The 26260-nt window shown below is 50.1% G+C and carries 20 protein-coding genes; 15 read left to right on the top strand and 5 right to left on the bottom strand.

What is annotated here, in order from left to right; translation table 11 throughout:
• The 15 genes from tagH to ACTG33_RS08235 all read left to right on the top strand — a co-directional run.
• The coding region (gene tagH / locus ACTG33_RS08305; RefSeq protein ID WP_439134740.1) for a type VI secretion system-associated FHA domain protein TagH at positions 1–729 on the top strand (729 nt) is incomplete at its 5' end.
• A gap of 94 nt (positions 730–823) precedes the next feature.
• The gene (gene tssJ / locus ACTG33_RS08300) at positions 824–1462 is read left to right on the top strand and encodes a type VI secretion system lipoprotein TssJ (RefSeq protein WP_439134739.1); all 639 of its coding nucleotides are present in this window, start codon (positions 824–826) and stop codon (positions 1460–1462) included.
• Positions 1463–1583: 121 nt separating this feature from the next.
• Complete coding sequence (gene tssK / locus ACTG33_RS08295; protein WP_439134738.1) at positions 1584–2918, top strand: type VI secretion system baseplate subunit TssK; 1335 nt, start codon at positions 1584–1586, stop codon at positions 2916–2918.
• Between the two features lie 4 nt (positions 2919–2922).
• On the top strand, positions 2923–3831 hold the full coding sequence (gene icmH / locus ACTG33_RS08290; protein ID WP_439134737.1) for a type IVB secretion system protein IcmH/DotU: 909 nt from the start codon (positions 2923–2925) through the stop codon (positions 3829–3831).
• A 67-nt stretch (positions 3832–3898) separates the two neighbouring features.
• Positions 3899–7432, top strand: a complete 3534-nt coding sequence (gene tssM, locus ACTG33_RS08285; protein WP_439134736.1) for a type VI secretion system membrane subunit TssM — start codon at positions 3899–3901, stop codon at positions 7430–7432.
• Between the two features lie 60 nt (positions 7433–7492).
• Positions 7493–8188 (top strand): type VI secretion system-associated protein TagF, encoded by a 696-nt coding sequence (gene tagF / locus ACTG33_RS08280; protein ID WP_439134735.1) that lies wholly within the window; start codon positions 7493–7495, stop codon positions 8186–8188.
• Positions 8189–8612: 424 nt separating this feature from the next.
• Positions 8613–9869 carry a type VI secretion system protein TssA gene (gene tssA / locus ACTG33_RS08275; protein WP_439134734.1) on the top strand — a complete coding sequence of 419 codons (1257 nt, stop codon included), beginning with the start codon at positions 8613–8615 and terminating at the stop codon, positions 9867–9869.
• A 155-nt stretch (positions 9870–10024) separates the two neighbouring features.
• Positions 10025–10543: a type VI secretion system contractile sheath small subunit gene (gene tssB / locus ACTG33_RS08270; protein WP_439134733.1), complete on the top strand. Its 519-nt coding sequence runs from the start codon at positions 10025–10027 to the stop codon at positions 10541–10543.
• Complete coding sequence (tssC, locus tag ACTG33_RS08265; RefSeq protein ID WP_439134732.1) at positions 10540–12030, top strand: type VI secretion system contractile sheath large subunit; 1491 nt, start codon at positions 10540–10542, stop codon at positions 12028–12030. The genes tssB and tssC (ACTG33_RS08265) overlap by 4 nt, the downstream gene beginning before the upstream one ends.
• Before the next feature lie 158 nt (positions 12031–12188).
• Positions 12189–13766, top strand: a complete 1578-nt coding sequence (tssC, locus tag ACTG33_RS08260) for a type VI secretion system contractile sheath large subunit (protein WP_439134731.1) — start codon at positions 12189–12191, stop codon at positions 13764–13766.
• A 1-nt stretch (position 13767) separates the two neighbouring features.
• Entirely contained in the window at positions 13768–14244 is a 477-nt protein-coding gene (gene tssE, locus ACTG33_RS08255; RefSeq protein WP_439134730.1) for a type VI secretion system baseplate subunit TssE, read from the top strand.
• Positions 14245–14257: 13 nt separating this feature from the next.
• On the top strand, positions 14258–16090 hold the full coding sequence (gene tssF, locus ACTG33_RS08250; protein WP_439134729.1) for a type VI secretion system baseplate subunit TssF: 1833 nt from the start codon (positions 14258–14260) through the stop codon (positions 16088–16090).
• Positions 16054–17193 carry a type VI secretion system baseplate subunit TssG gene (gene tssG, locus ACTG33_RS08245; RefSeq protein WP_439134728.1) on the top strand — a complete coding sequence of 380 codons (1140 nt, stop codon included), beginning with the start codon at positions 16054–16056 and terminating at the stop codon, positions 17191–17193. Before tssF ends, tssG begins: the two co-directional genes overlap by 37 nt.
• Before the next feature lie 75 nt (positions 17194–17268).
• Entirely contained in the window at positions 17269–20004 is a 2736-nt protein-coding gene (gene tssH, locus ACTG33_RS08240; protein WP_439134727.1) for a type VI secretion system ATPase TssH, read from the top strand.
• 83 nt (positions 20005–20087) lie between these two features.
• Entirely contained in the window at positions 20088–21614 is a 1527-nt protein-coding gene (locus tag ACTG33_RS08235; RefSeq protein WP_439134726.1) for a type VI secretion system contractile sheath domain-containing protein, read from the top strand.
• Positions 21615–21637: 23 nt separating this feature from the next.
• Here the strand turns inward: ACTG33_RS08235 and ACTG33_RS08230 are convergent, their stop codons facing one another.
• The 5 genes from ACTG33_RS08230 to ACTG33_RS08210 all read right to left on the bottom strand — a co-directional run.
• Positions 21638–22558, bottom strand: coding sequence for an AAA family ATPase (locus ACTG33_RS08230; protein ID WP_439134725.1), 921 nt, complete (start codon positions 22556–22558; stop codon positions 21638–21640).
• Between the two features lie 25 nt (positions 22559–22583).
• Entirely contained in the window at positions 22584–23777 is a 1194-nt protein-coding gene (locus ACTG33_RS08225) for an O-succinylhomoserine sulfhydrylase (RefSeq protein ID WP_439134724.1), read from the bottom strand.
• Positions 23778–23908: 131 nt separating this feature from the next.
• Positions 23909–25441 carry an amidophosphoribosyltransferase gene (gene purF, locus ACTG33_RS08220; RefSeq protein WP_439134723.1) on the bottom strand — a complete coding sequence of 511 codons (1533 nt, stop codon included), beginning with the start codon at positions 25439–25441 and terminating at the stop codon, positions 23909–23911.
• Positions 25442–25477: 36 nt separating this feature from the next.
• Positions 25478–25978: a CvpA family protein gene (locus ACTG33_RS08215; RefSeq protein WP_439134722.1), complete on the bottom strand. Its 501-nt coding sequence runs from the start codon at positions 25976–25978 to the stop codon at positions 25478–25480.
• Between the two features lie 92 nt (positions 25979–26070).
• Positions 26071–26260: SPOR domain-containing protein (locus ACTG33_RS08210; protein ID WP_439134721.1), on the bottom strand; the 190-nt coding region annotated here is incomplete at its 5' end.

Raw genomic sequence — 26260 nt, 5'->3', positions numbered from 1 at the left:
ATTCAGCAGCCCGCTGATCTTCATCAAGCACAGACAGCTATAACTCCACAGCAGGTTGCATCGCCTCAGGCCGCACCACAGCCGCCCGAGAATCCTACACAGCCTCAACAAGCCATTAACACAGGTATAAATGCCAATCAGAGCGCTGCTGATCTTGCTGGAGCACTGGGTATTTCCGGCTTACAGGCACAGCATCTGGCACAGCTGGTTCCAGAAGCATCGGCCATCATTAACGAAACCGTTAATCGTTTGATCGATCTGCTACGAGCACGCTCTAGCATCAAGAATGAACTTCGCGTTCAACGAACAATGATTCAGACAACAGACAACAACCCTCTGAAATTCTCCGCATCAGCCCCAGATGCCATTAAAGCGATGTTCAGTGCCGAGAATCAGGCATTTATGCGGCCTCAGGATGCAATTAAAGACAGTTTTGACGACCTTTCCGATCATCAGGTTGCGGTACTGTCAGGTATGCGTGCCGCTTACGACGCTATGTTGAAACACTTTAACCCCAACACTCTGGACAAACGCTTCAACAACCAAAGCAGCTTGTTGACTAATAAGAAAGCCAAAAACTGGGAAGCCTTTGAAGAGCATTACGCCATGCTTCTCCGTGATGGCGAGGCCAGTTATGACATGCTGTTCGGGGAGAGTTTTGCTACTAGCTACGAAAAGCAATTGTCAGAACTGAAAACTGCAAGAAGTCTGACTCGCTCCAGAGGCTAAGTTTAATTACGGCACTACTAACCCCGACTCAAAGATCAATTAATTTACAGATCACAAAAACTGAACGATCAACAGACTTAAGGATACGTCGACCATGAGCACTAATGGAATCACCAAGCTCTTTATCATAGGTTTTATCATTATTTCTCTAGCTGGCTGTCAAGCAACCCGCCGCGGGCTTAATTTTGATACCACAGCTGCCATCAACCTCAGCGTCGACAGCAATGTCAATCCTGACATGGATGACCGCTCGTCCCCTATTGTCATTCGTGTTTTCAAATTGGCAGATGCCCGTCAGTTTCAGCGTGAAGACTTTCTGAACTTGTACGAAAACGCACCAGCCAGACTGGGCAATGACCTGATAGATACTGTTGTCCTGAAAGAACTGGTCCCCGGCGAGCAACGAGTTGAAAGTATTCCACTGACACCAGACGTCCGCTACCTGGGCTTTTTAGCCGAATACATGCAGTACGAAAAGGCCAACTCTGTGATTGTGGTTCCCATTAAAGAACACAGTAAAAACAGCATCAACATCAATGCGCGCTATCTGAGCTTAATTGATTTGGATAACCCCGAAAGCGTTCGCAACAGCCGTCTATCCCAAAGAGATCAATACAATTCACAGCCTCGTTCTGGCCAACGTAACGACTACCCCTCTTACCGCGACACCCAGGAAGCGGTAAAGAAAGTACAAGACGAAAAGGAATTCTGGGAACGAGCAACATCCAATTAATCCATGCTGTTACCCTGCTACCGAGACTTTTACATTATTGATCACGAGCTGAACACTGTCAGCCACGAATATACCGCTGCGTAACAACGCACCGCCGCTTGATTAAGGATACTCAACGCGCATGTCTGCAAATAATAAAGTGATTTGGTCTGAGGGGATGTTTCTGCGCCCTCAACATTTTCAGCAACAAGACCGCTATATCGAACGTTATGTAGAAGGACGCACTCAGTCGCTAGGCCCTTTCCTGTGGGGGTTTTCCGAAATTTCCATCGATAACGAGCCTTTAGCACTGGGGAAGATTTCTGTTGCGCACATTAAAGGCGTATTCCCCGACGGCACCCCATTTATTGCACCGGAATCCGAAGAGCTGCCTGAAGTTCTCGACGTACCGGACAACACTCAGAATGAATTGGTCTATTTGTGCATTCCTCTGCGTCGTCCCGGCGCACAGGAATCGGTTCGCGACCAGGAAGACTACCCGCAGGCACGCTACAAAACGTACAACTTTGATGCCCGAAACAGTACTTCTCAATCCGGCGAACCCGCTCGCATCCAGATTGGCAAGCTACGCGTCTGCTTAAAGCTTGGCTCAGAAGATCTCAGTGGTTATGCGGCCATTCCCCTCGCCCGAATCGAAGAACGCCACGCTGACAAGCCTGTAAAACTGGATCGTCACTTCATTCCGCCCGTGATGAGCTGCCACGTGTCTCCGGAAATCAAAGCTTACTTTGAAGAGATCAAAGGTCTTCTCAAGCAACGTGGTGAGGCGCTCAGCCACCGCCTAACAGACAGCGGCCGAGCCGGTTCTGCTGAAATTGCTGACTATATGCTGCTGCAAGTAGTGAACCGCGCGGAACCGCTGGTAACTTACTTATCTCAATCACCTTGCCTGCACCCAGCCAACCTATACGTAGAACTGTTACAACTGGCGGGTGAATTATCGACATTCACCACCAAAGACAAGCGCCCTACCGAGACGCCGTCTTATCAGCACGACAACCTGCAGCACACGTTTGCAGGCTTATTTGCATCACTGCGCCAGTCTCTCAGTATGGTACTGGAACAGTCCGCTATTTCTCTGCCGCTGGTAGAACGGAAGTTCGGCATACACGTAGCGCCGATTTCAGATCATTCGCTGATCAGCACCTCTACCTTTGTGATTGCAGCAAAAGCCAGTCTACAGACGGAACTGCTGCGCAGTCGCTTCCCAAGCCAGGCAAAAATCGCCCCAGTGGAAGCCATCCGGGAACTGATCTCGACACAAATGCCGGGTTTAAAACTGCGTCCTCTGCCTGTGGCACCACGTCAGATTCCGTATCACGCAGGCTTCACTTATTTCGAACTCGATCAGACTGGCGATCTCTGGAACGCACTGAAGCAATCCGGCGGTTTTGCCGTTCATCTGGGCGGCGATTTCCCCGGTTTAAACATGGAACTATGGGCCATAAGGAATTGATGCCATGAACAACGGAAACAACTCCGGCGGGTTTACCCCTCCTCCGGCCCCGAACGCCGGTGATCGTACAGTTATGATTCCTACGCCCGGAGCCATGGCGGCACCACAAGCACCCGTCGCACCTACACCCGCGATGCAGGCTCACTTTGCCAACCCAGACCCCATTCAGCTTAGACGCGGTCTGAACCCCTTGGTAAATGCAGCCGCCACATTGCTTACAGTTGCCATCAAACTGCGCACAACCATGAGCCATGACAACGTGGTTGAACTGCACAAGCGATTAACCGAAGAGATTAAATCGTTTGACCTGAAAGCCCAAAGTGCCGGCGCCTCACCGGAAACAGTGATCAGCGCTCGATACCTGCTGTGTACCGTTGTCGATGAAATCGTTCTTAATACCCCCTGGGGAGCCAGCGGCGGCTGGAGTCAACACTCCCTGCTTAGCCTGTTTCATCAAGAGACCTTTGGCGGCGAAAAATGTTTCGTTATTCTGCAACGCATTCAGGAAAACCCGGGTAAACATCTGGATATTCTGGAGCTCTATTACCTCTGTTTAAGCCTCGGCTTTGAAGGCAAATATCGGCTGGTTCAGCGGGGCCATGAGCAACTCGATCAGATCCGTGACGGCCTCTATCAAACCATTGAAAACCACCGCGGGCTGATGGAAAAAGACTTGGCTCCCCACTGGGAGGGTTGTGGTAAGCCGAAAGCCAGCATGATGGATTATATCCCGATGTGGGTCATCGCCAGCTGCATGCTGGCCATTCTGGTATTCAGTTATTCCGGCTATCGCTATTGGCTCTATGACGCCACCCTGCCCACAGCAGAAAATTTGCGCAGCCAGCTGACTGTGGATGCCTCCGGCGCCTCAACAGACCGCACCCAGAGAACAAGTACATTGTCCGAGCGTTGATAGTCCATAAATCACGCATCGTTCAACAGGATTTCGCCTCGCTTAGTTGAGGCAAACGGAGTTATACATGAACCGAGTCGTCGCTTTCTTTTGCAACAAATGGGTCATCGGCATTATCGGCCTGACCGCCCTTTCACTGCTGATCTGGTTTGGTGCCGGGTACGTTAAATTTGGCGAAAACAACAGCACTCTGTCTCCAGGTGTTCGTTTAGGGATTATTTTCACCATCGTCAGCATCTGGTTTACCTGGAATATTTGCCTGCTTCTCGTTGAACGCCGCAATAACCGACAGTTACTGGACAACATCCAGTCTGAAGAAGACACAGGTTCGCCCGATGACGAGCGCTCAAAAGAAGAGCAGGAGGCCATTCAGGAACGCTTCAAGGAAGCCCTGTCGGTATTAAAGAAATCTCGCTTTAAGTCTCGTAACGGCAGCAAATCCCTCTACCAACTTCCGTGGTATATCATTATTGGCCCTCCTGGAGCGGGCAAAACTACCGCTCTGGTGAATTCAGGGCTGGAATTCCCACTTGCTCAAAGCCACGGCAAAGAAGCTCTTGGCGGGATAGGCGGAACTCGCAATTGTGACTGGTGGTTTACCAACGATGCCGTCATGATTGATACAGCCGGTCGCTATACCACACAAGACAGTCACCGCGTTATCGACAATACCGCCTGGAACAAATTTGTCGAAATGTTGAAAAAGTATCGCACCCGTCGCCCGATTAATGGCGCACTGCTGGCGATCAGCCTACAGGACCTGATGGTTCAAACCGCTGAACAACGAGTACACCTGGCTAAAACACTGCGCCAACGTATCAATGAGCTGCAACAGCAACTCGGCATTCGATTCCCTATCTACGTGACCTTCACAAAGTGCGATTTGGTTGCCGGCTTTAGTGAATATTTTGCCAACCTGTCTCAGGCAGAACGCGAGCAGGTATGGGGGGTGACCTTCAACACCGACCCTACGTCTCCTCAGGGTGCGCCACTGGAAACCCTTTCGGCCGAACTGGATGCTCTCACGGAACGCCTGAACGTACGCTTGTTGTGGCGTATCAATCAGGAAAGAAATCTCGACAAACGCTCCGCACTACAAGGGTTCCCGGCACGGTTCGAAAGTCTGAACGACATCATCGAAGATTTCATCAAACAGACGTTCTCTGCCAATCGATATGACACCGTCCCAATGCTTCGGGGCATTTACTTTACCAGTGCCACTCAGGAAGGTTGCCCAATCGACCGGATGATGGCTTCCGTCAGTGCCAATTTTGGTCTTGAGCGGGATATGGGACGCCAACAAGCCAATTCCGGCAAAAGCTTTTTCCTAAGCCGACTGCTGCAAGACGTCATCTTTCCCGAGTCCGAACTGGTTGGCGTCAACCGGAAAATTGAAAACGGAATGATTTGGCTGAGACGTGGCACGATTGCCGCCCTCTCCCTCGCATTTATCGGCTGCCTGGTGGTCTGGACCGGAAGCGTTACCCGCAACAAGCTCTTTATGGGCGAAGTCAATGACAATCTCGCCAGCTATGTCGAAGCGGAAAAGAATCTCAGCCGGCAAAACAACGACATCCGAAAAACCCTGGATGTTATGAATCCTTTACGTGAGAGCAGCCTGGTTTACGATCAGGAGGACCATCCCTGGCTCTCTGGTATGGGTCTTTACGACAGCAGCGTCGATACCGCAGCCAAAGAACTGTACAACGACAAACTGATTCATGTGTTTTTACCTAATTTTTCACGCAGTCTGGAAGCAAAGCTGAACCGGATGAGTGTGCAGGACGAAGGCCTGCTCGAAACGCTCAAGATTTACCTGATGTTGTTCACTCCGGAAAAGCGTGATCCCCAGGAAATTGAAGCCTTTGCTCAACAGATGTGGGCTCAACAACTTCCTGGCCAGGCCTCTCAACAGGAAGAGCTCAGTACCCATCTGCACGCTCTGTTACAACAAGAATTGCCAGAAGGTATTTCAGCCAACCAGCGAGTCGTGGATCGCGCCCGACAGCAGCTGCGCCGGATACCCGTACAGCAACGCCTTTACGCTCAGCTGAAAAATCAGTCAAAACAGCAGGTTGATCTGTACGGACAAATTGGCGGTGATACTCAAGCAACTTTCGGTGTAGCAGATAATGACCCTCGTTTTGTCATGCCAGCACTGTACACAAAAGCCGGCTATCGTCAGGCTCAGTTCGGCAGCAATTCACCTCTCCTGACGGACTTCTCCGAGGATCAATGGATTTACGGTCAAGTCAACGATGGTGAAGACTTCAGCGAAGCCGATCGTGAAAAGGTAGGCCGCGAAGTCGAAAAACTGTATCTGTCTGATTATGCTAATCGCTGGAAAAGTTTTATTAATGGATTACGGGTGAATAAGTTCAACAGCACTCCTGAAGCACTGGAGACGCTCAACACACTGTCAGATCCGATCTATTCACCGCTGCTCGCCGTAGTAGAAGTCACCGCAGAAAACACTGAGTTAACACCGCGCATTGACTACAATGTGGACACCAGTGGCGTAAGGATACCCGTCAGCAGCACAACTCGTCGTATTGGCTCAGCGCTGGGTGACGCCGCTGCCGACGGCCTTGCAGACAGCTATAAGCCCACACTCGTGGATATGCGCTTTGAAGAACTGCAACGTCTGGTTCGCAGTGAAAACAATAGACCTGCCAAAATGCAGGAATACCTGTCTGCCATTCAGGAGATGCAAGTGTATCTCGCCGAAATTGCCAGCGCACCCGACTCCAACGAAGCGGCTTTCAAGGCTGCCAAAGGTCGTTTTCAGGGCGCCGGCGGTGATGCGATCAAACAGCTACGCACCAAAGCCAACAGCGCTCCGGCACCGATTAACGACTGGCTAAACGACATTGCCGACAGCAGCTGGGGACTGGTATTAGCCAAAGCCCGACTGCACCTCAATGCTGTATGGCGCGAGCAGGTCTACGGGGCTTATCAGAACAGCCTCTACAACCGCTATCCTATGAGTGCGGGTGGGCGCGACGAAACACCCATCCTTGAATTCAACAATTACTTTCAACCTGAAGGCATCGAGCAGCGCTTTGTCAGTAACTACATCCGCCCATTTGTAGACACCCGCCGCTGGAGAATCCGCAAAATTGATGGCCAGGGACTGACCCTGAGTTCATCAACACTCACTCAGCTAAGACGCGCTGAGAATATCCGCAAAGCGTTCTTCAGCAACGGCGAACGAGCAGCCGTCAAGTTCCGGATTGAACCAACCAAACTGGATTCCGGTGTTCGCCTCTTTGCTCTTGAACTGGGTGATAATCGGGTTCCCTACTCTCACGGTCCACGGACTGTCAGCCACATGGGATGGACTGGCGGAGAAGACATTCGAGCACGTGTCATATTTGAAGATCTGAATGAAACCATTCACCGAAAACACTTTGAGGGTGATTGGGCGTGGTTTCGTTTGCTGGACGAATCTGACGTAAAGAGTACCGGTCGAGACAATATCTATCAGGTCACTTTTAAAGAAGAAGGCCGAGAAGCCCAGTTCAAGCTGATTGCCAATAGTACGATAAACCCCTTCGACCACGGTTTACTGCGTAATTACCGTTGTCCTCAAACACTGTAGGGCAACCTTGAACACTTCAGACATTAGCTTTTATGCAGAGACAAGGGTGTAAATAACGGCATGGATCAGAACAGTCTCGGCCTCTTTGGAAAAATACCAGCGCACGGCGATTTTATTGAGCGTAATTTACAGCGCAGTTTTTCACTTCAGTGGGATGATTGGTTGCAACGCTGCATAGCCTCCAGCCGTGAGCAACTTGGAGAAAGCTGGTTGGATATTTATCTAACCAGTCCTATCTGGAGGTTTTGCCTGTCGGTAGGAGCTGTCGATAGCCTTGCCTGGTCTGGTATTTTGATGCCTAGCGTAGACAGTGTTGGTCGCTATTACCCTTTAACTATTGCTCAACCAGTACCCGGGAGAACCAACCCGTTCGAATTCATCGCAACCAACGACTCATGGTATGAATCTGTAGAGCAAGTCGCATTATCCGCATTACAAAGCCATCTTACTGCGGACGACTTAATCCAGACTTTACACCAAGTGGTACCCGCTAAAGATTGCTCTCCGGGACACAGCTCTGCAGTAATCGGGCTGGAAAATGGAGAGGCTGCAAACACCGACACATTAGCGATTGAATCAACTTACGCAAAACTGTTACACCACACCCTATCGCCACAAAACGAAAGTCAGTCGCTCTGGTGGAGCAGAGGCTCTCATAACATGCAACCTACAGCACTGCATACAAAAGGGCTCCCAACGTCTCAACAGTTTTCGGCTTTCCTTGATGGACACTGGAAAAATCATACAACTGGCTAAAAGATACGAAATATCATTAGACATTACGCTCAAAAAAACATCCACTTTATGACTAATTTCTTTACAAAAGGAAAAACGATCTAAGTCTAAATCATTAGATATTTAAGTCTTAATAAGGATTGTAAAAACTAATACCAAGTTACTATTTTATTGTGATAAAAATCACGAAATAATGAATGCCTTAATACATATTTACCGATAGAATACGGCGTTCAATAAGGTTTAAAGTAAGCCATGAAACTTGTACGGATGTGCAAACTGACAACATCCGAATGGCAACTCAGGCATGATTAATTTTATTTAATCATCAGCATTACCCAGACATAGAGAATTGCTTTGGGTAAGAAGTACTTTGGATAAGAAGTGCTTTGGATATATGTTTGACCTTATTTATTAAAGGAATTACGGCAAAGGATTCTGCACCATGTCATTCGATAACATCATCGATATAGAAAATCTCCTTCAACCCATCTCGGAGGAGAATCCTGCGGGCGAAGACATTCGTGCTGACCGCTCGCCCACTTCAGATTATTACACCATCAAAGATGCCCGAAATAATGCGCGGGCCGCTGAGCGCTCATCCATGTTTGATGACGATGTTGACCTGCTCAAACCTTGGCGCACAGTCACTGAAGTTGCCCCTCAAATTCTCACATCCAAAAGCAAAGATCTGGAAGTTGCCTGCTGGTATACAGAAGGATTAATTCGTTTGCACGGTGTTGCAGGCCTTCGCGACGGCATAAAGCTGATTCACGGCCTGATTATTGATCACTGGCAGGGCTTGTATCCTGAGCCAGACGAGGACGGTATTGAAACCAAAGTGGCCCCACTCACAGGTTTGAATGGCGACGGCGGTGATGGAACCTTGATGGCCCCTATTCGGAACATGGGCATCACCAACGAAGGGGATTACGGCAGCTTTAACTTGTGGCAATACCAAAAAGCGCGTGATAACACCAAACTGACTGACGATGCCGAACGATCTGCTCGAAATGAAGCTCTGGGATTCAGCTTTCAGGATGTTGAGGCCACTATTCAGGAAGCATCCCCTCAGTTCTATGTCGATCTGGTCGAGACCCTGGAAGAAACACTTCAGGATTATAAGGCGTTTAACGAACTGCTGCGTAATGAATGCGGGCAGGACACACCGCCTAGCAGCAACATCTCTGCCCTGCTAGATGAAGTCCTCCGCAATGTACGTTTCCTGAGCAAAGACAAGCTGGATCAAGTACGGTCCGAAACCGAAGCACAGGAAACTTCAGAAGAAGTCACTGATTCAGAAGGTTCTGCGAGTACGGCAGTAACTACCCAGGCCATCCACAGTCACCAGGCCTCTGGTCCGATTGGCAACCGAGAAGATGCACTTAAGCGGCTAGAAGAGATTGCTGACTATTTCCGCAAAAATGAACCTCATACACCATTAGCTCCAGGCATAGAACGCTTGATCAGCTGGGGTCGCATGACGGTTGCCGAACTGATGATGGAATTACTGCCCGAAGACAGTAGCCGCGGATTCTTCAGTCAGTTAACGGGGGTCAAACTCGATGGCAGCGACAGTCAGAAGTATGTCCCCCCTGCTCCCAAAGCATCTGCACCTTCAGAAACTGCCACGCCCACGACTTCAGCTCCAGCCACAGAACCTGCTGCGGCAGAAGAACCTGCTCAATCCATAGGTTGGTAACGCTGGCTGGTGATTCAATCATAAATACTTAGAGCGATCTCGCCATTCTGAGTGACAGAAACAGTACGAAAGACTTTTACAACAAGTTTTATTGAGAAAGTGAAAACCTAACCACAACTGCAGCACGTTGTATTTATTCAGGAAAGGAGACCATCATGTCTGAAAGTATCCATAACAAGTTAAAGCGCGTGCGTAAGCCGCGCGTCCACATTACTTATGATGTTGAAACAAACGGCGCACAAGTTAAGAAGGAATTGCCTTTTGTAGTCGGTGTTATGGGTGATTACTCAGGTGACAACGCTGAAAACCGCAAGGCTTTGAAAGAGCGCAAATTTGTCCAGATCGATCGTGACAACTTTAACGAAGCCATGGGTAAGGTTAACCCCAAGTTGAATCTCCAGGTAGAGAACACCCTCGCCGGTGATGGCAGCAGAATGGCCGTTGATCTGGATTACAAAAACATGGACGACTTTTCTCCTGAAGCCGTTGTTGATCAGGTCCCTGCGCTGAAAAAGCTTTTGGAAGCTCGCAGCAAGCTGCGCGACCTTCTGAGCAAAGCTGACCGCTCTGAAGACCTGGAAAACGTCTTGGAAGACATCCTGAAAAATACCGACAATATCGCTGATCTGTCTAAAGAGTTGGGCGTGGGCGAAAAAGAGGAGGAAGACAAGTGACCGAAGCCGTAGAGAACGCCGTAGCAGAAGCCGGCACAGAAGAACAATCCGTCAGTCTTCTGGAACAAGCCATCAGTTTCACCAAACAAACTGATCGCACTGAAACCGAAGATCTTCTTGGCAACCTGACCGAACAGGTTTTGCAGGGCACGGTTACTTGGGATCGCAACCTCACCCAAACCATCAACAGTGCCGTAAGAGCCATTGATGAAGCCATGTCCAAGCAACTGTCTGCCATCATGCATGATGAAAAGGTGCAGAAACTGGAAGGCTCATGGCGTGGACTGCACCACTTGGTGATGAACAGTGAAACCAGTCAGACTCTGAAAATTCGCATGCTGAACCTCAGTAAGCGCGAACTTTTCCGGGATCTGGACAAAGCCGTAGAGTTTGATCAAAGCCAAACCTTTAAAAAGATCTACGAAGAAGAGTTTGGTATAGCCGGTGGTGAACCTTATGGCTGTATGATTGGTGACTTCGAATTTACCAGTCATCCGGAAGATATTGAGCTTCTGAGCAAAATGTCCAACGTTGCAGCAGCAGGCTTCTGTCCGTTCATATCGGCGGCTGGTTCAGGCATGTTTGGTTTTGAAGATTTTACCGAAATGTCGAAACCCCGCGACCTGGCAGGTATTTTCGAATCCGGTGAATACATCAAATGGCGTAGTTTCCGCGAAAGCGATGACTCTCGTTTCGTTACTCTGGCCATGCCTCGCGTACTGTCTCGTCTGCCTTACGGTGAGAGCACCAAGCCTGTCGAATCTTTCGATTTTGAAGAATTTGAACTGGATTCGTCCGGCATGTCCAAGCCAGCCGAGCACGATGATTACTGCTGGATGAATGCCGCTTATGTGATGGGCACAACCTTGACCAAGGCCTTTGCTGAAAACTCTTGGTGTACGGCCATTCGCGGTGCGGAAGGCGGCGGTAAAGTTGAAGGACTGCCAAGCCACCTGTTCAAGAGCGATGATGGCGACACTGACCAGAAATGCCCAACTGAAATCGGCATTACTGACCGTCGCGAAGCTGAACTCAGCAATCTAGGCTTCCTACCTCTGTGTCACTACAAAAATACCGACTACTCCGTATTCTTTGGTGCACAAACCGCTCAGAAACCCAGCATCTATGACGATCCTGATGCAACAGCCAACGCCTCTATTTCTGCACGCTTGCCTTATTTGATGGCGACTTCACGTATTGCACACTACCTGAAGGTCATGGCGCGCGATAAAGTCGGTTCCTTTATGGAAGCCAGTGATTGTGAGCGCTGGTTAAACCAGTGGATTAAGCAATACACCAACTCCAATCCAGAAGCCAGTGCTGAAATGAAAGCCAAGTACCCTCTGGCAGAAGCTCGTGTTGAAGTTAAAGAAATCCCTGGCCAACCTGGATCTTACAGCGCTGTCGCCTATCTGAAGCCTTGGCTGCAAATGGAAGAGTTGACCACTTCGTTACGTATGGTCGCTAACATTCCAAGCGCGGGATAATTTAAACAGCGTCTTATTGTCAACGGATGACATCTACAGGCCGCGATCAAACATCGCCATGCAATGATTGATCGGGCCTGTGCTTTCCGTCTCACCCAAGCACACTTTCCATTACATTCTACTCATTCACATTCTTGAGCCGATCAAAGGGATTTAACGTGTCAGATCAAACATCAACATTGGATCAGATACTGAATACAACTCAGGAATCGCTCACAACTGCCAGTAAAGCCTCGCAGAAAAAGTTAGGCTCTCAAGATGAGCAGACCTCCCAGTCATCACCCACGTTGAATACGGCTCTTGATGCCTTTTTGTTCGAAGATGATGACATCATTGCCTTTGAAATCTGGCTTACTCATCTATCCGATACGTCTGCCAGTCGAAAATACAGTCTCAATAGCTGGCTGAATGTTCAGATTGGTCTGTTAGACGAGCTGTTAAATGAACAGCTTAATCACATCCTCCACGCACCGAAGCTGCAAAGCCTCGAGAGCAGCTGGAGAGGTCTGTGGTATCTCATTGAATCAGCCACAACCGATGCAAATATTAAAATAAAATTTCTCGATGTCAGCTGGAAAGAGGTAACTCGAGACTTTGAGCGGGCCGCCGACTTTGATCAGAGCGGCCTCTTTCATCTTATATACAATCAAGAGTTTGGTGTACCTGGAGGGCAACCCTATAGCGTATTGCTCGGTGATTACGAAGTGGCACACCGTCCTTTTGAAGGCCATCCCTACGACGACATCAATACACTTAAGGGACTCTGTCAGGTTGCCGCTGCTTCTTTTTCCCCTTTTGTTTGTGGTGCAGCACCACAGCTGTTTGGCATTGATGATTTTGACACTTTAGGCTTGCCCATCGATCTGGACAATATTTTCAGCCAGAAGGAATACATACGTTGGCGGGCCTTGAGAGACATGGAAGACAGCCGCTTTGTCTCCATCACCCTACCCCGAATATTGCTACGAGAACCCTATAATCTCTCTTTTTCTGCGTATCGGGGACTTCGATTTAAAGAAGAGGTGGAAGCCCGAGATAGCGGAAAGTACCTGTGGGGCAACGCCTGCTTTGCTATGGGGGCAGTATTGATACGCGAATTCTCTGAAGTGGGCTGGTTTTCTCATATTCGCGGTGCGCCCCGAGACTTTAACGGTGGCGGTCTGGTCACACAGTTCCCATCTATGAAGTACAAAACCGACAGTAGCCTCAGCAGTCAGAAGATGTTCACTTCGGTATTAATCACCGATTATCTGGAGCGGGATCTGGCTGAACATGGGTTTATCCCTTTAAGCCATTGCTACGATACGCCTTATGCTGCGTTTAATAGCTGTCGCTCACTGCAAAACCCCAAGGTTTACCAAAGTGAATCCGCAAACGCGAACTCGCGGATCAGTGCCATGCTGCAACATATTTTGTGTGCATCACGTATTGCTCAATACATCAAAGTCATGGCCAGGGACAAGGTTGGCTCCTATGCCAGCGCCAAAGACTGTGAACGTCTGCTGCAACATTGGCTCGATCAATACACCACCGGACGTGAAGACCTGTCTTGGGAAATGATGGCTCGCTACCCCATGCGTCAAGCTAGAGTAATCGTCACAGAAGACCCAGAAAAACCTGGCAGCTATCAGAGCGTTATTCATCTTAAGTGTCATTACACCGTAGACCACCTGGTATCAGAGCTTAAGTTAACCACAGCTCTGAACACAACAGGTGAAGCAGGATTGAACAGCTGATATGTCCACTAACAGCCAACAGAAACGACTTCTCGCCCCAGTTCTCGATCGGTTACTGGATTCCAGCGTTAGTCTTAATCAACCCCATCAGGTTTTACGTCAGTTGCGTGAAAGCGTACGCCGGGATCTCGAACACCTTTTTAATTCTCGCTACCGCTGTGTATCTCCTCCGGATGATAGCGATTATATGCAGGGTTCCATTCTGAATTTTGGTATACCTGATCTATCCACGATCAACATGAACTCCAGCAGTAGCCGGAATGAGTTTTGTCGTCTGATCGAAAAAACCATTCTCGCTCATGACCCCCGAATTAAATCCGTCAAAGTCAAAAGTGACAAAAAAATTAACAATCAAGATCCCAGCGTACATTTCAGGGTAGAAGCCATATTACACACCAATCCGGCCCCTGAACTGATTGTATTCGACTCCACCCTGAATCCCGTGAGTCAGTCTGTCGACGTCTCTGAAATATTGTGAATGAGTGTTATTGATGAGTGACAAGCTATTAGCCCACTACGAGAAAGAGCTCGCGTTTATACACCAATCCGCTGGTGAATTCGCCAAACAGCACCCCTCTGCAGCAGCCAACCTCCAGCTCAGCGACAACACTGTCGACGACCCACTGGTTGCCCGCCTGCTCTCCGGGGTTGCTTATCTGAATGCCAGAACTCAACAGAAGCTGGCCGACGACTTTCCGGAAATGACCGATGCTCTTCTGGAAACGCTGTATCCTCACTACTTGCGACCTATTCCTTCAATGAATATTGTTCAATTTTCACCGGAAGAGGATCTCGACGGCATTGTAGAAGTTGAGCGTCACACGCAAATGGAAACCGAAGCTTTTCAAGGACAGACCTGTCGTTTTCAAACCTGCTATCCAGTTGAAATAGCGCCGGTATATGTAGATTCAGCCTCCCTGCTGCCTCGTCCATTCATCGCGCCGGGCTCCAATGATATTGCCGGAGCGGGAGCCGTTTTAAAGCTGTCGCTGAAAACTCTGAGCCCTGAAATCAGCTTCGCGGATATTGATTTGAAGCAATTGAGGTTCTTTTTGTCAGGTGCTCCTCAACACGCTCACCCGCTGTACGATCTGCTGCTGACAAAAACCCTACGAGTTGTGGTTGCTAATAGCGAATCTGATCCTCACCCGGTTTTTCTGGAAAGCGATATTATCCAGCAAGTTGGCTTTGAAGATGAAGACGGACTTCTTCCTTATCCCGACCACTCATTCAGTGGTTATCGATTATTGACGGAGTACTTTGCTTTCCCTGAAAAGTTTCAGTTCCTTGACATTAAAGAGCTGGATTCAGCAATCACAGACAGTTACAAAGACACACTGAATCTGTATTTTTATTTACAGGACAGCAATACCGAGTTAGAGCATCAAATATCAGCGAAGATATTCTCTCTCGGGTGCACCCCCTGTATTAACCTGTTCCAGCAAAGTGCCGACCCCATTCCACTGACGCAGACACAGTACGAATACACTATCATTCCCGACGCCAGACGCTCTGATGCCATCGAGATTTACAGTGTCGATTCTGTCGGTGCAACAGACCAGGAAGGCAGCTACACACCTTATCGTCCCTTTTATGGTATCCAGCACGGCCAGAACGCAGATGATCAGAGTGCGTTTTGGTTTGGCCGCCGAAAATCGGTCATTGAAGGCGAGCATCGCAATGAATACGCCTCTGAAATCGACTTATCATTAGTGGATTTAAACTTTAATCCGCACAAGGCCAGCAACAAAACACTGGATCTGAAGTTAACCTGTACCAACAGAAACTTGCCCAAAAAGCTGCCTAATACGAATGGCCAACCGCTGTTTCACATCGTGGATGGGGATGCACCCGCTGAACGAATTTCCTCGATAGTCGCACCGACAGCAACCTTAAGACCTCCTCAAAGAGAAAGGGGCTACTGGCGGCTGATCTCTCACCTGAACTTAAATCACCTGTCACTCAGCAATGGCCAAAGTTCCTGTGATGCACTTAAGGAAATCCTGCGCCTGTATGACTTCAGAGACTCTTCCGCTACGCGAAACATGATCGAGTCGATTCAGAAACTGCAGACTAAGCCCATCACCGCGCCGATTCAGATTGAAGACACAGTGGCTATGTGTCGAGGTACCGAAGTCCATCTGGAACTCGATTCCATCATGCTTTCCGGCACCAGCCCATTGCTGTTCGCCAGTGTACTGGAACGCTTTTTCGGGCTCTATTGCTCAATCAATTCATTTACCCGTTTGGTAACAACCTTATCAGGCAAAGACGGAGAGCTTAAGCGATGGCCACCACGCGCCGGCGACAAAGCCTTGCTGTAGTTGATCAACTGGCTTCAGAACCCTACAGATTCGATTTTTTCCAGGCTGTTCGTCTGCTGGAGAGGCTATCCGCTCTTGATCCGCGGGAGTTTCACTTTGCTACAGACCCGGTCGCGCAAAATGCCACACCGAGTCGTGAAGTTGTGCGTTTCAAAAATCGTCCTCAACTGTCTTTTCAAGCAGCTGACATTGATGCCATTCGGGAAAAAGACACCGACGATGAAGGCGATAGCCATCGAGCTAAAAAACAATGGGAAATGATCGTCAATTTTATGGGCTTGACCGGCAGTCAGGGCGTCATGCCCTATTACCTGTCCGAAATAGTCTTGCAAGAGCTCCGTCAGAAAAACTCTGCGCTTAAAGATTATCTGGATCTGTTCAACCACCGATCGGTTTCCATGTACTACCAGGCATGGCATAAATATCAGTTACCGGTGAATTTTGAGCGGTCACGCCAGCAAGGTAACCAGCGCAATGATCTATTCACCGACGCCTTGCTTTCTCTCGCGGGTCTCGGTTCGAAAGAACTGTCTTATCGCCTACCCGTACCCGATGAAGCGGTAGCCGGGTTTGCTGGCCAGCTCTCCCGTCCGGTCTGCACCGCAGATGGCCTGCAGGGAATGATCAAACAATACTTCGGCATCGACGTTAATATCAAACAGTTTCAGGGGCAATGGCAGGAATTACCGGCCGATGTGCAAACCCGCCTTCCTGGACCTGAAGCCCCTCGCGGCCTGAATAACATTCTGGGAACAAACGCCGTCCTGGGCTCCAGCTGTTATCAGATTCAAAACAAATTTACTGTCGAGATTGCGCCTCTTCCCTACCAGCAATTTATGGATATCGCACCGGGTTCGAAGAAGCTAGAAGCCCTAAAATCTTTCGTGCACTTCAGCGTGGGCAGCGATTTGGACTTCGACATTGAAGTCACACTGAGTGATCGCGAGGTGCCCCCCGTGCAATTGTCCAGCGACCCGGAATACCAGCCTTTGCTGGGATGGAACAGTCACATGTCCCATCAGACCGATGACGAGCAGACCACTCTGATCAGGCTTTCACAGGATGTTCATGCACCGGAGGACAGCTTGCCGCTAGCCAGCTAGCAAAGCCTAAGACCCACAGCTGATGATATTTAACACACGCGAAATTGAAAAATAGACACATCAAAGGAACTGACTATGATCCATGTAAACCTTAAATCACTGGTCGACAAAATGACCCCAGTGATGCGCGATTCTCTGGAAGGTGCTGCCGGCATCTGCCTCTCCCATACTCATTACAATGTTGAGTTAGAGCACTGGCTGCTGAAGATTCTGGATTCCGGCAACACCGATTTTCTCAGTCTTCTCGAAAAACACGAAATCAATGCTGCCGAACTTGCGAAACAATTAGCGAGTTCCATTGCCAAATTCAAAAGCGGAAGCAGTCGTCCTGCCGCCCTGTCGCCGACCATTGTCGATGCCGCCAAAAATGCCTGGCTGATTGCGTCAGTTGATTATGGCCATCAGGTCATTTCTTCCGGTCACCTGTTGGCCGCATTGATGCTCAATGAGCAATCCCGTCACGCTCTGCTCAGCTCTTGCAAAGTCCTGGGGGACATAGCCCCTGAATCTCTGCGTGAAACCGCACGCTCCGTTGTCGGCAGCACTCAGGAGAGCTCACAGGCACACGCAGTCTCAGCGGAAGACGCTTCTGCTTCACCGGTGAAGGCTTCAAAATCGCCTGCGCTGGACAAATACACCATCAACCTGACTGACCGGGCCAAAAAAGGCGAAATTGACCCAGTATTGGGCCGTGACGAAGAAATCCGTCAGTGTATTGATATCCTAACCCGTCGCCGGCAGAACAACCCCATCCTGACCGGCGAAGCCGGTGTCGGTAAAACTGCGGTGGTAGAAGGCTTTGCTCTGCGTATCGCTCAAGGAGATGTGCCTGATCCGTTAAAAGGCGTCGCCGTTCGCACGTTAGATCTGGGGTTATTGCAGGCGGGCGCCAGTGTCAAAGGCGAGTTTGAGAACCGCTTAAAGTCCGTCATTGAAGAAGTTCGGGCATCCATCACGCCGATCATATTATTTATTGACGAAGCCCACACCATGATTGGTGCCGGAGGAAAAGAGGGTCAAGGGGATGCAGCGAACCTGTTGAAGCCAGCCCTGGCACGAGGTGAGCTGAGAACTATCGCAGCCACTACATGGGCAGAATACAAAAAATACTTTGAGCGCGATCCTGCCCTCACTCGTCGCTTCCAGGTCGTCAAGGTCGAAGAGCCGGATGAAGAGAAAGCCATCGACATGATGCGTGGCATTTCTGTTTCTCTGCAGGAACACCATAAAGTACGCATTCTGGATGAGGCCATCATTGCCTCCGTGTGTCTGTCTCATCGATATATTCCCGGTCGCCAACTGCCCGATAAATCAGTCAGTCTGTTAGACACTGCCTGTGCTCGCGTATCACTCAGCCAATCCTCAACGCCAGGCGCTATTGAAGATTGCGAGCGTCGAATCCAGAGAGCCGAGACCACTAAAAACTCACTTCAACGTGAGCATGCCGCCACTGACGGCCATCAGGAACGCCTTGAAGCGCTTGAACAGGAGCTGGTCAGCGCACAAGACACTCTGGCAGTTCTGAAAGAGCAATTTCAGCAGGAGAGCGATCTGATCACTCAGATCCGTGAAGTGCGGGAGAAAATCGATCAGCAATTTATGCAGAACAGCGGTAACGATGATACAGCTGCTGAACAGGCCGATGAACAGCAATCCCCTGAAGCTCTCAAGCAGTCACTCAAGACCCTGACCGAACAGCTCAACCTGATTCAGGGCGAAACTCCACTGATGCAGCCCTACGTGGATGAACAAGCGATTGCAGAAGTGATCGCTAATTGGACTGGTATCCCCGTCGGGAAAATGGTCAGCAATGAAATCACTGCGGTACAAAATATCGCCAGTAATCTCGGCAACCGGGTTATCGGCCAGCCACACGCACTGGAGGCTGTTGCCCAGGCAATCCGGACTTCGCGTGCCGGTCTGACGGATCCACGCAAACCCGTAGGCGTATTTCTGTTCTGTGGAACCAGCGGCGTCGGTAAAACCGAAACCGCTCTGGCTCTGGCCGATCAGCTCTTTGGCGGTGAGCAAAACATCACCACGATTAACATGTCCGAATTCAAGGAAGAGCACAAAGTATCCATGCTGTTAGGTTCTCCTCCGGGCTACGTAGGTTATGGTGAAGGCGGGGTGTTAACCGAAGCCGCTCGCCGCAAGCCCTACTCCGTGATCTTGTTAGACGAAATGGAGAAGGCCCACCCCGGTGTTCAGGATATTTTCTACAATCTGTTCGACAAGGGCACGATTAAAGACGGCGAGGGTCGCGACATTGACTTCAAGAACACCGTCATCATCATGACCTCTAATGCTGGCGAAGATGCCATCCGCGCGATCATGGAACAAGTAGAGGAAAAACCCGAACCGGACGTACTGCTGGACAATATCCGCCCTTACCTGCTGCAACACTTCAAACCGGCGTTTCTCGGCAGAACCAATGTCATTTCTTACTACCCACTGGATGACGAAGATCTGATGAAGATTGCCGCCATCAACATGAGCAAGATCGAGAAACGCGTTCGCAGTCACTACGCTGCTGATTTCTCATACGATGAAGACGTCTTACTGCACATCGTAGCCCGCTGTCAGGAGTCCGATACCGGAGCCCGTAACATCGAAACCATTCTGAATCGTACTCTGTTGCCTTCGCTGGCCGGTGAGTGTCTTGAAAAATTGGCTAACGACGAAATCATCACTCATATCTACGTGGGCGTCGATGAAGAAGGTGATTTCACCTACGAGCTGACCACCACACACAGCGTGGCTGACTCTGTCACTGCCGAAGCTTCAGAAACCGAAGAAGCCGACGCCTGATCTGTCAGCCGCAGCCTTTCTTCGTTCAATAAAATCCAAGGCCGGTATCCTTTGATACCGGCTGACTAATTCAAGGTAACCCCATGTCCAGAACCAGTATCAACACCGGCAGTACGGTTTTTCATGCATCATCTGAAGAGTCATCCCCCAAACCCGTTTTTACTGACAACGGCCGACGCCTGAAAGTTGCCATTCTTGGGGATTTTAGTGGCCGCAAAAGCCGGGGCGAATTCACGCCGGAAGACATCCTCAACCGCCCAAGTTATGTCGTAAATAAAGATAACTTTGAACTGGCTTTCTCACGTTTCAACATTCGCCTGCAATTGCCAATTTGTGACGCCCCCATTTCATTTATGGAGTTTGACGATCTGCACCCGGACTACCTGTACAGTCGTGTGCCCATGTTTCAAAAGTTTATTGAGCTCAACAAGAAACTTTTGAACCCGGAGCAATTTGAGCAGGCCGCTAACGAAATTCAACACTGGCTACAGCAGGATCAGCAGTCGGTCAGCGCCGATGCCTCTGCCGTGAAAGCTCAGTCCAGTGAATCCATTCTTGAGTCGATCCTCAGTAATATTTCGCACAACGCCTCTGAAACACAGCGAATGGCCGACTCAGAAGTCAATCGCCTGATTAACAGCATTGTGGCGCCCTACCTTCAGCAACCGGAGGATCCTCGCCAGGCCGACCTTCTCGACGCAGTCACTCAGGCCACCAGCCAAACCATGCGTAGCATCATGCACCACAGCGCATTTCAGGAGTTGGAAGCCTCTTGGCGCAGCGTACAGATGCTGATCAAACGTCTGGATCTGGATAGCAGTATTCAAATTCATCTGATCGACATCACCAAAGAAGAGCTGCTGGCAGATCTGCAACAGGCCGATGACGATCTGGAACAGGCACAGATATTCCACCGCCTGGTGTCTTCGCAATCCGCTGAAGGCGAATCACCCTACAACCTGGTACTGGGGGATTTCTATCTAGGTGAATCAGAAGAAGATTTAGGGTTGATTGTCGACATGGGCACCATTGCCGAGTCGACAGGCAGCAGTTTTATCTCTGGCGCCAGCAGCGCTCTGGCTGGTTTCCCAAGCTTGGCAGGGCCCGCCGATCCTCGTGAGTGGCAATACTCCCTGGCTGATGATTTTATCAGCGGCTGGGAAGCTGTTCAGGACTATTCAGGAAGCCAGCACGTCGTGGCTGCCAGCCCTCGATTTATGTTGCGTTTACCCTACGGTAAAAGCACCTCCACCACCGATTGTTTTGACTTCGAAGAGCTGGGAGAAGACAACAGCCATCGCTACTACCTCTGGGGTAACAGCGGCTATCTGGTGACCTTGCTGTTATGTCAGCACTTTTTGGAGGGCGGCTCGGACATCGAAACTCTTCAAGCCAGAAGCATTGAGGATCTGGCGTTGCACCATTATCAGGATGCTAATGAAACCTACCTGAAACCCTGCGCCGAAACACTTTTGACCGATACCGCGGCACAAGAATTTATCAAACGCGGCCTGTGTACCGTTCGCTCGGTTCAACAACAGGATAAGGTGGTGATTCCGCAGCTTAACTCACTGCACTTTTCAGGTAAATTGCCCACCCCCTGGGCTTAAAGACAGGGGCCAGGCAGTGAATGCTAGCCCAGAACATCCACATTACCCAGAACCTTGTCGACCAAAGCATAACCGCTTTGGTCGCCATAATCTGCGGCATCTCGCAGGCGGTGCGCGGCCACGGCAGGCATCACCTGTTGAATATCTTCCGGCAGTACATGACCGCGACCATGAATCATCGCCCAGGTTTTTGCACAACGTAGAAGCGCCAGAGCTCCGCGTGTTGACAATCCATAGGCAAAGTCCGGTGACGTACGAGTAAAGCTGACTAAGCGTTGTAGGTAAGCTAACAAGGCATCACTGGCCTGAACTTCATCCACTTTTGCCTGAATGGCGGTGAGCTGTGACAGACTCAGTCGGGGCTTCAGGCTGGCCATTCGGCCGGCTGGATCAATCCCCTTATAAATCGCCATTTCAGCGTCAGGATTCGGGTAACCCAACTCAATCCGCATCAAAAAACGATCCAGCTGAGATTCCGGCAACGGGAAGGTACCAGACTGACTGGAGGGATTCTGAGTCGCGATCACAAAGAAGGGTTCCGGCAGCGGACGGGTTTCCCCCTCGACGGTTACCTGATATTCGGCCATCGCTTCCAGCAAGGCACTTTGAGTCTTCGGCGTGGTCCGATTGATTTCATCGGCCAGCAGAATTTGTGTGAAAACCGGCCCCGGATGGAAGGTAAAGTTATTGGCGTTGCGATCAAACACCGACACGCCCAGTATATCCGAGGGCAACAGATCACTGGTGAACTGCACTCGGTTGTACTCGAGTCCCAGGACATTGGCCAGTGCGTGTGCCAGTGTCGTTTTGCCCATGCCCGGCAAATCTTCCAGCAACAAGTGCCCCCGGGCAAACAGGCAGGTTAACGCCATCTTAACCTGCTCTTCTTTACCCAGCAGAACCTGTCCAATATCGCTGATCAGCGCTTTTATCAATTTATCCATAAATCGTCTTTGTAAGGTATCCAGCCTATAAGGCGTTAATGCCGCGCTGTAAATCGGCTTTCAAATCCTTTACATCTTCCAGTCCCACTGAAACCCGGATCAGGTTCTGAGCAATGCCCGCCTGGGCTTTCTCTTCATCCGACAAACGGCCATGGGTGGTGGTATCCGGATGTACAATCGTGGTCTTGGCGTCCCCCAGGTTGGCTGTCACAGACATAATCTTAGTGGCATCGATAAAGCGCCAGGCTGCCGCTTTGTCACCTTTAACCTGAAACGACAAAACGCCACCAAAGCCACGCTGTTGCTGAGCCGCCAGATCGTGTCCGGGATGGTCCTTCAGACCTGCGTAGTAAACCTTGTCGATCTCTGGCTGCGCATCCAGCCATTCAGCCAACTCCAGGGCATTTGCCGAGTGGGCATCCATGCGCAAGCGCAGTGTTTCCAGTCCCTTGAGGAACACCCAGGCGTTGAATGGGCTCATGCTGGGACCACAGGTGCGCAGGAATATCACCAGGTCATCCATATATTCCTTGGGACCCACAACGACACCACCTACACAGCGCCCCTGCCCGTCCAGATATTTGGTCGCCGAGTGCACAACAATATCCGCACCCAGTTCGAGCGGCTTCTGTAATGCCGGCGTGCAGAAACAGTTATCCACCACCAGCAAGCTGTCATGGCGTTTGGCAATGGCGGACAAGGCCTTGATATCAACTACGTCGCACAGAGGGTTCGAGGGAGTTTCCAAGAACAACAGACGGGTTTTTGCCGTAATAGAGTCTTCCCACTCGTCCAGATCCGTCGCGGTCACAAACGTCACGTCAACGCCAAACTTTTTGAAGTAGCGGTTAAACATTGCTGTCGTAGTGCCAAACACACTGCGAGAACACACGACGTGATCACCGGCCTCCAGTAGCGCCATACAAGTACTGAGGATGGCCGCCATACCTGAGGCCGTTGCTACCGCCGCTTCACCACCCTCCAGAGCCGCGATACGGTCCTGAAACATACGTACAGTGGGGTTCGTATACCGCGAGTACACGTTACCCGGATCTTCGCCACTGAAACGTGCCGCGGCCGCGGCCGCCGACTCAAACACGTAACTGGATGTGGTAAAGATGGGTTCGCTGTGCTCACCTTCCGGTGTGCGTGTTTGACCGTAGCGAACAGCCAGCGTATCGATACCCGCATCGAGATAAGGATCATCAAAGTCTGTCATTACCATGCTCTCTTCTGTTTAATTCAATCGCCCGGTATCGGTGGTTAGTCGAGCACGATTGAATAAAGCAAACAAAAACGGCAGCCCTCGGCTGCCGCATTCACTCAATACTTAACACTAACGATGGACCACTAACTGGCCTCGGCTTCATCGTTGTGTATTCCGATCACGCCACTTTCCTGGCCTGACCCTTTATCACTTTTTGATTTTGACTTGTCATTACGGGCGGCGTCCAGGCGATCCAGATAGCCCTGATCCACATCACCCGTGACGTATTCACCGGTAAAGACCGAGCAGTCAAATTCACGAATGTCTTCATTACCTTCCTGCGAAGCAGCAATCAAATCATCCAGATTTTGATAAATCAACCAATCTGCACCAATTTCTTTACACACTTCTTCATCTGTGCGGCCGTGAGCGATCAACTCTTTCGCGCTGGGCATGTCGATACCATAGACATTCGGGTACTTCACCGCAGGCGCTGCGGATGCGAAATACACCTTCGCTGCACCGGCCTCTCTTGCCATCTGGATAATCTGCTGACAAGTGGTACCACGCACGATGGAATCGTCCACCAGCATGACGTTTTTGCCTTCAAATTCCAAGCGGATCGGGTTCAACTTCTGACGAACTGATTTACGGCGTTCTTTCTGGCCTGGCATGATGAAAGTTCGACCGATGTAACGGTTTTTTACCAGACCTTCACGGAATTTAACCCCCAGCACATGGGCCAGAGCCTGGCCCGCAACACGGCTGCTGTCAGGAATAGGAATCACCACATCGATATCGTGATTTGGGCGTTCTTGCAGAATCTTTTCGGCCAGTCGCTCACCCTGACGTAAACGGGACTTGTACACGGAAACGCCATCCATGATGGAGTCCGGACGGGCAAAATAGACGTGTTCAAAGATACAGGGACTCAGTGACACCTCTTCACAGCACTGCTGGGTATGTACTTCGCCCTCGCCAGTGATAAAGACCGCTTCACCGGGCTTAACATCACGAATCAGCGTGTAGCCCAGCACATCCAGTGCAACACTTTCGGAAGCCACCATGTATTCGGTGCCTTTCTTGGTTTCGCGCTTGCCGAAGACCAATGGGCGAATACCGTGGGGATCACGAAAAGCCACCAAACCATAATTTGCGATTAATGCCACACAGGCATAGCCACCGCGAATACGCTTTTGCATACCCTCAACCGCGGCAAAAATATCCTCTGCCACAGGTTGCAGCTTATTTCTTTTCAACAGCTCTTGCGCAAAGACGTTCAACAGAACTTCTGAGTCAGAGTCAGTATTTACATGACGAAGGTCGGTTCGGTAAAGGTCTTCACTCACTTCAGCCGCGTTGGTGAGGTTGCCGTTATGTGCCAATGCAATACCGTAAGGTGAATTCACATAAAAAGGCTGTGCCAACGCGGGACCAGAGTTTCCGGCGGTCGGGTAGCGCGCATGCCCAATACCTGAATGGCCAATCAAGCGCTGCATGTGACGTGTGCGAAACACATCCCGCACCAGGCCATTGGCTTTCTGTTGGGTAAATCTGCCTTCGTGGCATGTCAAAATACCCGCCGCATCCTGCCCGCGATGCTGAAGCATCGTCAGGGCATCATACAACTGAACGTTGACATCACTTTTACCAACAACACCGACAATGCCGCACATACTTGAGTTTCCTCACCTTACAAACAGGTTTACCGATTAAGATTGAAATAGAGAGAGTAACTTGGTCGAAATCAAGCTTCCTGCCTGTCGGGCCCAGTCTTCCATCGTCAAAAAATGGGGGATTACCACCGATTGCTGCCACCACGGATCCTGATTAACAGGCACCATAGAGGGCAAAAACATCAACACGACCAACACAACCACTGCGCCCCGGGCAAGACCAAACACCATCCCTAATAAACGATCCGTTCCTGACAATCCGGTCATCTTTACCAACTCACCAATCAGGTAGTTTACCAGAGCACCGACTATCAATGTCGCCACAAACAAAGCGGCAAAAGCGATGATTTGACGGAGAGATGGGGTAGAAACAGAGTCCACCAGCAATGTCGCCAGTGATTTATGAAAGGTCATTGCCACGATAAAGGCTGCAGCCCAGCAAACCAGAGACAGGGCTTCCTTCACCAATCCCCGCTTCAAGCCAATCAGGCTGGAAATAACGAGTATCGCAATGATTGTCCAATCGGCCCAATTCATAGGTAACTGCCGGGGTTGTGCATTTAAGGACGGCATTCTAACAAAGGCAGGGCCTTATCACCTAGACCTATTACAGATTAATTTCGGTGCCGTCAGGGAGAGAAACTCACCACCAGCGAGTTGATCTTGAGCGATTTATCCAGTGTTTTCTTCAAGCCAGAGGCCTTATCCCTGCTGATCTTGGGGCCTACATAGACCCTGGTCACCTTACCCTTACTGGTCTCAAAGGTGCGGGTAAAAGCCGGATAGTCGTCTTTAAGCAGCTTATCCCGCATCGCAGCA

This window comes from Pseudomaricurvus sp. (genome assembly GCF_965662505.1).
Lineage (GTDB): Bacteria > Pseudomonadota > Gammaproteobacteria > Pseudomonadales > Cellvibrionaceae > Pseudomaricurvus.
Note: the sequence above shows the minus strand (reverse complement) of the source record. Positions and strands in the feature narration are given on the sequence as shown.